The sequence below is a fragment of the Alkalibacillus salilacus genome (genome assembly GCF_030812915.1).
GTDB classification, from domain to species: domain Bacteria; phylum Bacillota; class Bacilli; order Bacillales; family Alkalibacillaceae; genus Alkalibacillus; species Alkalibacillus salilacus.
This window is the reverse complement of record NZ_JAUSTQ010000007.1, coordinates 90,122-102,738: the sequence shown is the minus strand read 5'-3', so window position 1 is coordinate 102,738 and position 12,617 is coordinate 90,122. Positions and strand designations below refer to the sequence as shown.

Below are 12,617 nucleotides of genomic sequence, written 5' to 3'. Positions count from 1 at the left end.
AAGACATTACCCTTTCATCGTATCGAGAACGACTTTAGATAGTGTGTTAATAAACTTCGGATTTGCATTTGGCATTTCTGGACGATAATAGGATGCACCTACCTCATCACATACCTGTTTACATTCGATGTCATTATCATATAACACTTCTAAATGATCAGCCACGAAACCTACAGGGGCGTAAACAAATGTTGTATATCCTTTTTGTTCAAATAAATCGCGTGTTAGATCTTGCACATCAGGGCCTAACCACGGATCAGGTGTATTCCCTTCACTCTGCCAGCCAATTTCATAATCTTGAATGCCTGCACCCTCAGCAATTAGATCCGCTGTGCGTTGTAATTGGTCTGGATAAGGGTCTCCTTCTTGGATAATCTTCGTCGGTAAACTGTGCGCCGATACGATTAAGCACGCGTTATTGCGTTCTTCTTCTGTCATTTGACCGTATACTTTATTAATCTGTTCAACCCAGAATTCGATATAGCCTGGTTCGTCATACCAGTCGACAACTGAAGTTAACTGAATACCATGTTTATCCGCTTCTTCTTGGGCACGACCATTATAAGACTTAATACTAAACGTCGAATAATGCGGCGCTAATACGATACTAACTGCTTCATCAATACCATCGTCTGCCATTTGTTGAACCGCGTCTTCAATAAACGGATCAATATGTTTTAAACCAAGATATAGTTTGAATTCAACATCATCTTGTTCTGCGTTCAGTTTCGCTTCTAAGGATTCGCCTTGTTCGCGTGTAATACGTGCAAGTGGTGAGATACCACCAATTTCTTCATAACGACTACGGAGATCTTCAATCATCTCATCGGTCGGGCGCTTTCCTTTACGAATATGTGTGTAATAACGTTCTAAGTCCTCTTCTTTGTAAGGCGTACCATACGCCATGACGAGTAGTCCTACTGTTTTCTCTGCCATCATTCATTCAACTCCTCTTACTTTGAAGTATAGTCATGGACAAACGCCGCTAAGCGTTTCAGTGTCTCCGGATCCACTTCTGGAAAAACACCATGTCCTAGATTAAACACATAGCCTGGAATATCTTTTCCTTGATCTAAAATTGCTTTCGTTCTCTTTTCGATGACGTCCCAATCTGCTAATAACACAGCTGGGTCTAAGTTTCCTTGAAGCGAACTTGTAATTCCCATATCACGCGCTTCTGTAATCGATGTACGCCAATCTAAACCGACCGTCGTACATGGTAGACTATTAAACTCAAGCAACAAATGATTTGCACCAATTCCAAATAGGATGGTTGGCACGTCTTCGTCTTTTAGCGCATTAAAAATCTTTTCCATCACTGGTTTAATAAAGACGCGGTAATCTTGTGCACTAACAGCACCGACCCACGAATCAAAGATTTGAATACCTTTAGCGCCTGAAGCGATTTGTGCCTTCGTATATGTGATAATCATATCGCCAAGCTTGTCCATTAATGCAAACCATGTCTCAGGATCACCGTACATCATCGCCTTTGTCTTATTGTACTGTTTCGACGGACCGCCTTCAATCATATAGCTTGCTAGCGTAAACGGTGCACCACTAAAGCCGATTAACGGCACATTCAACTTCTCTTCCGTCAAAATCCGAATCGTTTCTAAAACGTAAGGCACATCTTCTTCGGGGTTAAGATCATCTAACTTCTCGACATCCATTTTCGATTGAATCGGATTATAAATCACCGGTCCGACGCCTTTTTTAATTTCAACATCAACACCCATTGGGGGAAGTGGCGACATGATATCTTTATACAGAATAGCTGCATCTGTGTTGTAGTTAATCACTGGCAGTTCTGTTACATACGCGCACAATTCAGGTTGATGCGTAATTTCAAATAAAGAATACTTTTCTTTCAGTTTGCGATATTCTGGCTGCGAACGTCCCGCTTGGCGCATAAACCATAACGGCGTGTAGTCCGTCTTTTCACCATGATAAGCTTTTAAAATCGTATCATTGAAATCCGTCATTCGACTCACCCTTCATTATTCCATCTAGTTACAATATAAATCAATTTTCGCAGTGTGTATAGTAACAGCACTGAATTGTCATGAATTTGCCTCACTCTGATCTAGAACGCTTGATCACGGTTAGAAGGCTCACCTTCTGAACCATTTAATGGGTTCACAGGCACCACATAATATGACGGATTATTAAACATTTGTGTATCGTTGACTTGATAGGTATTTTCTCCTGTAACCGAACCAATCTTCTCAACTTGATCACCTGTTTCGCGATAAACGTCGAAACGCACTCGATCATCGTCATGAGTCCAGGTTAATTGGACATCTACACCACTCAAAAACCCTAGAGATACACTTGCTTCTAGATCATCAATTTGAGCCAGTCGAATCGGTCCTTCTAAATCATCTACACCTTCAGGCACACTGAATGATGTTGTCAGGTCATGCGATTGGTCCAAATCAGACATCACGCCATCAACCAATGACACAGCAAGTTGACTACCATCTGTTAAATAATTCTCTTCATTACTGACATCATAACCAATCCAACTTGCCACGGCATAATCAGGATTAAAGCCGACAAACCAGGCATCTTTTACGCCACCAGACACATGTGGATGTTGGGTAGAGCCTGTTTTACCAGCTAAATCTTTGTTAAACTCGCCACCACTAGCCGTCCCATCTTCCACGACAGCCTCAAGCATTCTCGTCAAATTCCATGACGTCTGTTTTGAAAATAATTGCTGACTGTTTCGATCTGGAGCTTCTAAAATCTCACCATGACGATTCTTAACTTCTAGAATGGTGTAAGGTTCTATATATCTTCCTTCATTGGCAAAGCTTCGATATAAGCCTGCCAACTCAATTGGTGTTAAACCATTTTCTAAACCGCCAAGCGCAACAGATAAACCATTATCTTCAATAGAGTAGCCAATATCCTCAAGATAGGATAATCCTTGATTTATATCGAGCTCATCTAACAGAGCAACAGCTGGAGCATTTTTCGATTGAACTAACGCATCATAGATGGTCACTTCACCAGCATATTGCCCATCCACATTTTCGGGACTGTAACCATCATAATCTCTCTGTTCATCAGGAATTAAGCTATAAGGGTGGTATAAACTTTCTTCTAAAGCTGGTCCGTAAACGGCAAGCGGCTTAAACGTCGAACCAGGCTGTCGCCTCACTTGCACACGATTTAAATCACCCTGTTCACGATCACGTCCACCTACAGCAGCTCTTATCACAGCATTAGTTTGATCGACTAAAACAGTCGCACCTTCTACCTGATCAGTCGAGCCCTGAAAATAGTCCTCTTGTTGCATGCGGTCATGCACTGTTTCTTGCATGCTAGGATCTAATCCAACTGTAATCTCATATCCACCTGTATAAATCTCATCTCGTGACAAATGATAATCTTGTTCTAATTCATCCAAAACGAGATCAACATAACTATTAGTGGCAGGCTTCGATTCCGTATCGCCTATATCAAGACCGAGCGTACGACCTTGTGCTTGGCGCATATCTTCCGCTTGTAACATACCATTATTTTCCATATGACTTAGTACAACATCACGACGTTCTTCGACACGCTCTGGATGTTCACTAGGATCATAGTAATTCGGTGCTTTTGGCATCGCAGCAAGCGTTGCCCCTTCTGATAAGGTTAATTCTGATACAGATTTAGAATAAAAGGCTTGAGCAGCTTCTTCAATCCCATGAATCCCGTTACCGAAATATATTTCATTTAAGTAATATTCTAATATTTCATCTTTCGTCCGTTGTCGTTCGAGATAAATCGCACCCATGACTTCTTTTGTCTTACGCATCCAAGTCTGGTCATTTGTAAGCGACACATTTTTAACGAGCTGTTGAGTAATGGTGCTCGCGCCTTCCGCTTTACTCATTGTTGCTATGTCACGCCAAACAGCACGGCCGACCGCCCAAAAATCGACACCATTATGATCATAAAATCGGTGATCTTCAACAGCTAAAAAGGCATCTGTCACATGATCAGGAATTGTATCGAGCGGGACATAGGTTCGATTTTCATCATATAATTTTATAATGTCTTCTTCATTCTCAGTTGTTAAGACCGTCGATTCGTTAAAAACGAAATGTTCTTCATCTACAACAAATCGACCACCTAGGATAATGGCCATATAACCAAACAAACTTAACAACACTAGGACAACCACACCATATACTAAGTAACGCCATTTACCAAGGAATTGGTTTAATTTATTCATAACGGCCATAATGCCACCTCAATTATCATTCTGTTCAGTTCGATAAAACCCTTCACTATTATATTATAGTGGACGAATTTCGACAAAAGATTTACGTTTAGGGTTTTCTTAGCTTGTTTAATCAAAATACTATTCGGGTATTGTATTTATAGATACTCACAAAGAAAGGGTGATCAATAATGGAACAAGATGTACAAAAGTTAATTGATGGTTTAAACAAAGATTTAGCAGAAGAATATGGTGCGATGATTCGTTATACTTACAATGCAGCAGTTGTATCTGGTTTATACCGTGAAGTTTTAAAACCGTTTTTCGAAGCTGAAGTCCAGGATGAATCAGGTCACGCTTTATATTTATCTGAGAAAATTAAAATTCTAGGCGGTGATCCAACCACATCCCCTGCTGAAGTTAAACGATATGAAGATGTTAAGCCAATGTTAGAAGATGCTTTAGCTGCTGAGAAAGATACGATCGATCGCTATGAAGAACGCAGAAAGCAAGCTGATCAACTCGGTTACACTGAATTAGCTGTCAAATTAGAAGATATGATTTCAGATGAAACGAAGCATAAAGAAGACATTCAACGTCTTTTAGATGATCCAAGCTTTAAATAAATCATGATTAAGCGCGAGCAACTTCCTTACGACAAGGGAGTTGCTTTTTTCATGCTAAAAACTTATTACGTGTCACGAAAAATCTGTTATAATAGCTTTAACGTTCAGAGAGAAGGGAGTTAATGATATGTGGGAACAGTTTTATGAAAAACTTGATCAAATGTACGACCAAATGGTAGAAGATCGTCGTTACCTTCACCAACACCCTGAGTTGTCATTTGAAGAGAAAGAAACAGCTCAATTTATTAAAAATCGTTATGACCAATTAGGTATACCTTATCAAGACAATATTGGAGGGTATGGTTTAGTCGCGACATTAAAAGGTGGCAAACCAGGTAAAACAGTTGCTCTTCGTGCTGATTTCGACGCCTTGCCAATCCACGAAGAAAATAATGTCCCTTATAAATCAACAGTCGATGGCGTGATGCACGCATGTGGGCATGATGGCCACACAGCTTCATTACTTGCGGTTGCTGAAGCGGCACTTGAATTTCAAGATGAAATCCCAGGTACACTCGTCTTTTTACACCAACCTGCCGAAGAATTTGCTCCAGGTGGTGCCAAGCCAATGATTGACGACGGTGCACTAGAAGGTGTTGATGCCGTATTCGGTACCCATTTATGGGCGACAAGTAAGCTAAACAAAATCGAAGCGACTTATGGAGCATTTATGGCTGGCGCTGATCGTTTTACAGTTACGTTCCAAGGTAAGGGTGGCCACGGCGCGATGCCACACCAAACAAAAGATCCAGTCGCAATGGCAGGTCAAGCAATTGTAGAATTACAGCAAATTGTTAGTCGTCGCATAAACCCACTTCAACCTGCTGTTTTAAGCATTGGTAAAATCGAAGGCGGCAATGCGTTTAACGTCATTCCTGATACGACATCACTAACTGGCACTGTCCGTATTTTGGATAAAGCGGTGCAAGACGAAATTATTCAAGAGATGCACAATATTTTAGACGGAATCGCCACAAGCTTTGGTGCTAGCTATGAGCTCGATTACGTGAAAGGCTATCCACCAGTTGTGAACCACGAACGTGAAGCATCATATTATATTGATGATGCGACCGATATTCCTGGTGTCAATGAATCTGAAGCAGTTGACCCTGTCATGGGTGGCGAAGACTTCGCTTATTACTTAGAAGAACGCCCAGGTGCCTTCTTCTTTACTGGTGCGAATATCGAAGGCCATGATTATCCGCACCATCATCCAAAATTCGATTTTGACGAGCGCGCCTTACCAACTGCTGCTAAAGCACTTGTCCACGGCGTCAAACGCTATCAAGAAGATCATTCATCATAAACATATACAAATTCGCCTAGCTATTCTTTAGCTAGGCTTTTTTCGATCAAACAAATTTCTGTAACATAAAAAGACGACTCACAGTATGAGCCGCCTGATTAACTAAACTTTTAAATTATGATATACGTTGTTCTGATTCGTACCGACGATTTATCCGTTCAGCTGATTTATGAGCATCAATCATGCCCCAAATCCAGATAATTGGCGTTGTAATAAAGCCAATGATGACAATCATCAATAGAGCAGAAATCGCGTAAGCAACCATGAAGATGACGCCTTTTCCGATTTCACCATTATAAACTTGACCTAAACCTGAGAATAAAAATGATAAAACAGCTGCTAATCCAGCGTTCTTTTGCATCTAATAACGCTCCCTCGAATAATATAAATAAGTTCAACATTAATCTTATCACATTCATAATTTATGATGAAATAGTAACCATCTACTCATACATTTATACAATCACGTTAAGCTGGGTCGTAAAAGCCACGACCTAGTACTTCTGCTGAGTCCGTCACAATGACGAACGCCTCTGGATCGACATCTTTCACCGCTCGTTTTAGCATGGCCATCTCTGATTGATTGACCACACACATTAAGACAGGGCGTTCAACCTCTGTAAAACCACCTTGTGCTGCCAAACGTGTAACGCCACGATCCACTCGCGTATAGATTGCCTCTTGAACATCAACATATTCATTCGATATTATTAGTGTTGTTTTCGTTTTATTAAAGCCTGTTTGGACGAGATCTATTGCTTTGCTGGTTACATATACGCCCATTAAGGCATACAAACCAAGTTCAATATCAAACACGATAATCGCAGACAGGACGATCAAGCCATCAATCATAGCGATGCTTGCCCCAAGCGATAAATTCGTGAATTTGTTAATGAGCTGTGCGACTAAGGCAGTGCCACCAGTTGATGCATCACCTAAAAAGACAATCCCTAAGCCAACGCCGACACCTAATCCACCGAAAAGAGCTGCTAATAATGGATCGTCCACAAATGCTTCCATATTTCGAGATAGATAAACGAAAAATGGTAAAGCAATGGATCCCGTTAACGAACGAAATGCAGAACCTTTACCAAGAAAATAGTAAGCAACAAATAGAAGTGGGATATTAATACCCCAAATGACATATGCAGGCTCAAGCCCGAATAGCGCTTCAAGCAATGTACTAATACCACTAACGCCACCTGCAGCAACGTAATTCGGTAATAAGAAACCATTATAAGCAAACGCGACAATAACCGATCCGACTATAATGTATAAAAATTGTTCGACTATGGATAGTTCAGATTTCTTTTTCTGTCCGACCATGATGCTGTCCCTTCTTTCTCTATGATAACCCAAATGATTTTAACACTCTTGTCCTGCTTTGTGAACATCAGCATATGAACGCATTAATGGACAAAAGTCCTAATAATCTCATTATTCTCCCTATTAATGAAATAACTCAACTTATCTCAGAAATGAGTGCAATTATTTCAATAGTAAGCAGACTTATTTCATAACTTAATTGCACAAAAAAGCCTCCGACTGAGTCGGAGGCTTTTCCCCTCTTATTTAATCTCAATTCGTGTTGATTCTTGAATCCAATTCGGATAATAGTTCAATTCGACTTTAATTGGATTCATATCTAGTGATACATTCTGATCTAGTTTTTTTCCAAAAATACGTCCTTCTTCTTCCATTTGCATATACTGTCCTGAGCCATCAATCTCGTCACCATTCTCAGCATAAACCTGGCCGAATGGACCAAAACCAAATCGTCCCTCAGGATCCTTGATTGTCATTTTGAAACCATTTCCGGATTTCTCTAGAGACTCAAATTGACCTAATGGATCGTGCACAATCTCTTCATTCACTAAATCCAGTTCAATATAAGAATTTTCAGAAGGTACAGCTTGTAACTCCTCAAAGGCTAATGTCAACGATTCAGTCGGTTCAAAATAATGACTTTGCAAAAATACAGAAAAAACGTCATTTTCATTTGAACGCCAACTGCCATTTCCAACCACTCCGTTTCGAATACTCGCCCACACCTCACCATCACCATTAATTAAGCGGAGGTCTTCAAAATTAAATAGTGCCCAATCAGGATTTTCAGGAGCTTCTACTTTCACTTCTGTGCGAAGCGGATTGATGATCACTTCCGAAATTCGGTACTGTTCGTTCCCAACTTGAAAAGGTTGATCGACGTTATAGTGAACTGGTTCTGCTTTATTCTCTGCCTCAAATGAAACCTTAAATGATTTATTTAAGTCTTGCCCTTTGACTTTGCCTACTATAATAAATTTTGTATCCTTAACTGGTTCATTAAAAAATATCTCAGTTTCATGCGTATACGAAGACGTCTCACCGTGAGAAGGCATACCAAAACCAAGAGAACTTACTGGTAAACCCTCGCCATTTTGACGTTTAATGGTGACATCCGAAAAATTCAAGTCTTCTTTTGGCCCCTCTGTTTCAATTGTATGATAAACAACCATACCATATTGATCACGAATAACTCCATCAATCGTTAATGTCACGTCTCCGTTTTTAACTGATTGGTCTATTTCTTCATAATAACCTTCTGACAAAGCTGCTTGTCGACCTTTATCCCATTTAACTAACTCAACTAAATGATCGAAACCTGGGACTTTAGAGACTTGTTCAGCAAATACAGGTGATGTATTAACGCCAAGTACAAACATAAACATCACAACTGCAGCTACTATAGTAGAACGCCACGTCCGCTTCAGGCGTTGATGACGCTTCTTCTTTATTTTCAACCCATCTGCAATTGACTGATTTAATCGTTCATCTGAAGGCCATTCATCTATGGTTTCATTTGCCCAATCATTTAACTTTTTTTCAAGATCAGCCATCATGACGTCCTCCTTTCTTTTCATTTAGTAACTCTCTTAATTTATCTAAACAAACATGAACCCGGGATTTCAGTGTACCGGGAGCCACCCTATAATGATTAGCCAATTCTTCATATGTATATCCGTGAAAGTATTTTAAGAAAATTAAGGTTTGTTCATCCTCACTCAGGTCCTGAATCGCCCAGTCTAGCAATAACGTCTCAGAGAAGTCTTCCGCTCCATCTGTCAATTCATCATAATAGGCCATTGTCGGTTTCCTAGTCTGTTTCCTCAAAACATCTTGGCAATAATTGATCATCACGCGAATTAACCATGTTTTAGTATAGTTTGATTGGCGAATTTGTTTACGCTTTTTATAAGCTCGATAGGTTACTTCTTGCAGCGCCTCTAGTGCCGCTTCTTCAGATTTCAAAAAAGCGTAAGCTGTTCGGTATAAATCCTGACGATATGCTTGCACCACGGCGATAAAATACTCATCCTCTGTTCGATCACTCAAGCCCGGCTTCCCCCTTTTCAACCTATTTCTATGCATTAGACGATAAAAATTACAAATCGTTTGGTATTTTTTTAATTTTACTATAAAAAAAGCACATCCCCTTGGGACATGCTCTTCCTAACTTTACCCCTTAAACGCTCGAATTCGTCCGCGCACGTAAAACGCTTCAAATAGTACGGTAAACGCTGCGGCAATACTTAAGTAAATAAGTGCATTCAGCCAATCACTAGCCCATACAAATCCGATCGTCGTGATCACAACTTGCACAACCATAATAACTAAAATCAATTGATGCACCGCTTTACGTCGTACATCCACCGTTACTGGATATAACCTCAACCACTCCACTGTTCGGTGATGATTGTAGATCGCGATAAACTGGAAACCCGACATGAACAAGAATAATACCGCGAACAACACTTTACCCCAAAATGCCGGCACCCAGAACACGAAAAACAGCGCCAACGCGACCAACCTCAGATACATTCCGAAATAATCACCACTTCGGATAAACGTAATGGCATATAAATACGTAAACGTCTGCTTTCGTCTAATCGGCATACGCCCAGTAACCAGTCGAACTAAACCGTGGCGCTTCTTCGGCTTCCGTTTTAAATCTGGCACATCTGTCGACATATTCGCAATTCGATAGAAAAATTGCAACTTCGCATCTTCTTGGTCGATCAATCGATCCCAAGGCAGCGTAGATCCTTTATAGAGATTATGGTAGTTTAGAAAACAAACACCAATAATTAAAAGTGATCCGATTAACGCAAAATACGGTACACCTATTGCTAAGAAGTACATAATAAATCCATTAACTACAAACCGTATCCCAATATCAAAATAATGATACCGAATATCTCGCGTTTTTTGCATAAACCAAGTAGCAAACAAGTTGCCCACTTTCACCACTAACGCAAAAACGATCATTACCAGTATATAACTCGCGCTGACATTATCATAAATCTGCAAATACAATGGTGCTAACGCAAATAACGCAATCGCAATCCAATAGCTTTGCATGACAAAACTATAAATTACCGCATTTCTTACATAAGGTCTCAGTTTATTTTCCACTGGTAATAGAAAAACTGTGTCAGCTTCTTTAAAAAACGTCCGCACTGGACTGTATGTTAATAACGCCCCTACTATCCCAACAACAATCCATTCAACCGGAAACGTATCGGGTACTGTTTCTAGCCATGCCTGGTAAAAATATGCGAAGGCAGCCACAAAGAAAATCATCGCAAACGCTAGATGATCGTTAAAGATTAATCGCATATAACGGCTGACCATTTTGATATGAGACTGAAACCGCTCTTTCCATAATTGATTGGTATCCATATTAAGCATCGTCCTTTGTTAATTGCACATAAATATCATCCAAGCTTGATCCAGGCATATTAAACTCAGTTCTTAGTTCATCTAATGTACCATAAGCTCTAATCTTACCATGGTGAATAATAACAAATCGATCGCAGTACTTCTCAGCTGTTGCTAGGATATGTGTAGACATAAGTACGCCTGCCCCGCGACCTTTCATCTTTTCCATCGTATCTAAATAAGACTGAATCGCTAATGGATCTAAACCAACAAACGGCTCGTCCACAATATAAAGTGATGGTTCCACTAAAAATGCACACATAATCATTACTTTTTGGCGCATCCCTTTTGAGAAATGGACGGGGAACCATTTTCGCTTTTTATCTAAATGAAATTCTTTTAATAACCACTCAGTACGGCTCTTGTATGTTTCTTCATCTAAACCGTAAGCCATTGCAGTTAAGCGCAAATGTTCTTCTAATGTTAATTCTTCATAAAGCATTGGCATTTCTGGAATATAAGCAAATTCCTGGCGATAGGCTTCTAAATCTTCGTTCATTTGTTTACCATTAATCGTGATCGACCCTTGTTTCGGATTCATTAAACCGATTATATGTTTAATTGTTGTACTTTTACCTGCTCCGTTCAACCCGATTAAACCCACGACTTCACCTTGTTTAACCGAAAACGAAATATCGTGTAATACATTTTGCTGCGTATACCCGCCTACAAGTCCGTCGATTTGTAATAAGTCACTCATACCATCCCTCTTTTCTCTAACTCTTTCCCTATCATACCAAAATTTTGAGACAATTCACTAGTTTAGACGGTTTATTCTTACATTCGACACATGTTTACGTTACAATAAAAGAAAGAATATTTCTTAGGAGGATGACCATGTCAGATTGCATTTTTTGTAAAATTCTCGATGGTGAGATTCCATCTGCCAAAATTTATGAAGACGATGATGTATACGCTTTTTTAGACATTAGCCAAGTAACAGAGGGGCACACACTTGTCATCCCAAAGAAACACTGTGAAGATGTCTTTGATTTAGATGAAGATACAGCGGCTAAGTTGTTTAAAGCGGTTCCTAATATTGCTCGAGGAATCCGTTCAGCCTTCAATCCACAAGGCCTAAATATGCTTAATAATAATGGTTCATTTGCTGATCAAAGTGTTTTCCATGTTCATCTTCATTTAATTCCACGCTACGATGAATCAGACGGATTTAAATCTAAATGGCAGACACACGGTGATGATTACACGCCAGAACAACTTCAAAACATTGCACAATCCATTTCAAACGAGATATAAGAGAGATTATTGCGCAAGTAGACAGGGAATATAATATATAATAGCAGTAGAAGACGAAAGGAGAAATCGCAATGCCAAACAGTAAGTCTTTATTTTTAGGTGTATTAACAGGAGGACTGATTGGAGCATCCGTCTCTCTATTAACAACACCTTCCTCAGGCAGTGACATGCGCTTACGTGTAAAAGAACAAAGTGAACGGTTACGTGAAATCACACAGGAATTGAAGGAAAATGGAATTGATTTGAAAGATCAACTAACACAGACATCTAAAGAAGGTGCAGAACTTCTTAAAGACCTATCTCAAGATATTAAAACATCAGTCGAAAGCTGGAAATCAACAGTTGAACCCCATCAAGAAAATCTCCAAGAACATCTTCGTCAGATCGAAGAAGGCATTAAAGAATTAGAGGAAAAGATGAAAGAACAAAATGCTAATCAGACATGATT

13 protein-coding genes are annotated in these 12,617 nt (G+C 39.8%); 4 read left to right on the top strand and 9 right to left on the bottom strand.

What is annotated here, in order from left to right:
- Window positions 1-6: 6 nt before the first annotated feature.
- From hemH to J2S77_RS09590, 3 genes are all read right to left on the bottom strand, one after another.
- Complete coding sequence (gene hemH / locus J2S77_RS09600; RefSeq protein ID WP_306976892.1) at window positions 7-936, bottom strand: ferrochelatase; 930 nt, start codon at window positions 934-936, stop codon at window positions 7-9.
- Between the two features lie 17 nt (window positions 937-953).
- Complete coding sequence (gene hemE / locus J2S77_RS09595) at window positions 954-1,985, bottom strand: uroporphyrinogen decarboxylase (RefSeq protein WP_306976803.1); 1,032 nt, start codon at window positions 1,983-1,985, stop codon at window positions 954-956.
- 101 nt (window positions 1,986-2,086) lie between these two features.
- Window positions 2,087-4,231, bottom strand: a complete 2,145-nt coding sequence (locus tag J2S77_RS09590; protein WP_306976801.1) for a transglycosylase domain-containing protein — start codon at window positions 4,229-4,231, stop codon at window positions 2,087-2,089.
- A 179-nt stretch (window positions 4,232-4,410) separates the two neighbouring features.
- Here J2S77_RS09590 and J2S77_RS09585 point away from each other — a divergent pair, with 179 nt between their 5' ends.
- Together J2S77_RS09585 and J2S77_RS09580 are read left to right on the top strand one after the other, a co-directional pair.
- Window positions 4,411-4,845 (top strand): ferritin-like domain-containing protein, encoded by a 435-nt coding sequence (locus tag J2S77_RS09585; protein ID WP_306976798.1) that lies wholly within the window; start codon window positions 4,411-4,413, stop codon window positions 4,843-4,845.
- A gap of 127 nt (window positions 4,846-4,972) precedes the next feature.
- Window positions 4,973-6,151 (top strand): M20 metallopeptidase family protein, encoded by a 1,179-nt coding sequence (locus J2S77_RS09580; RefSeq protein WP_306976796.1) that lies wholly within the window; start codon window positions 4,973-4,975, stop codon window positions 6,149-6,151.
- Between the two features lie 115 nt (window positions 6,152-6,266).
- Here the strand turns inward: J2S77_RS09580 and J2S77_RS09575 are convergent, their stop codons facing one another.
- The 6 genes from J2S77_RS09575 to J2S77_RS09550 form a co-directional block, all read right to left on the bottom strand.
- A complete protein-coding gene (locus J2S77_RS09575; protein ID WP_306976794.1) occupies window positions 6,267-6,512 on the bottom strand; it encodes a TM2 domain-containing protein in 246 nt (81 codons plus the stop codon).
- Window positions 6,513-6,619: 107 nt separating this feature from the next.
- Window positions 6,620-7,477, bottom strand: a complete 858-nt coding sequence (locus J2S77_RS09570; protein WP_306976792.1) for a YitT family protein — start codon at window positions 7,475-7,477, stop codon at window positions 6,620-6,622.
- Between the two features lie 242 nt (window positions 7,478-7,719).
- Window positions 7,720-9,030: a DUF4179 domain-containing protein gene (locus J2S77_RS09565; protein ID WP_306976790.1), complete on the bottom strand. Its 1,311-nt coding sequence runs from the start codon at window positions 9,028-9,030 to the stop codon at window positions 7,720-7,722.
- On the bottom strand, window positions 9,023-9,526 hold the full coding sequence (locus J2S77_RS09560; protein WP_306976788.1) for an RNA polymerase sigma factor: 504 nt from the start codon (window positions 9,524-9,526) through the stop codon (window positions 9,023-9,025). The genes J2S77_RS09565 and J2S77_RS09560 overlap by 8 nt, the downstream gene beginning before the upstream one ends.
- A 123-nt stretch (window positions 9,527-9,649) precedes the next feature.
- Window positions 9,650-10,873: an ABC transporter permease gene (locus J2S77_RS09555; RefSeq protein ID WP_306976786.1), complete on the bottom strand. Its 1,224-nt coding sequence runs from the start codon at window positions 10,871-10,873 to the stop codon at window positions 9,650-9,652.
- 1 nt (window position 10,874) lies between these two features.
- On the bottom strand, window positions 10,875-11,612 hold the full coding sequence (locus J2S77_RS09550; RefSeq protein WP_306976784.1) for an ABC transporter ATP-binding protein: 738 nt from the start codon (window positions 11,610-11,612) through the stop codon (window positions 10,875-10,877).
- A 137-nt stretch (window positions 11,613-11,749) separates the two neighbouring features.
- On the opposite strand from J2S77_RS09550, the gene J2S77_RS09545 reads away from it, so the two are divergent.
- Window positions 11,750-12,169, top strand: a complete 420-nt coding sequence (locus J2S77_RS09545; protein WP_306976782.1) for an HIT family protein — start codon at window positions 11,750-11,752, stop codon at window positions 12,167-12,169.
- A 71-nt stretch (window positions 12,170-12,240) separates the two neighbouring features.
- Complete coding sequence (locus tag J2S77_RS09540; protein ID WP_306976780.1) at window positions 12,241-12,615, top strand: YtxH domain-containing protein; 375 nt, start codon at window positions 12,241-12,243, stop codon at window positions 12,613-12,615.
- Window positions 12,616-12,617: the final 2 nt, after the last annotated feature.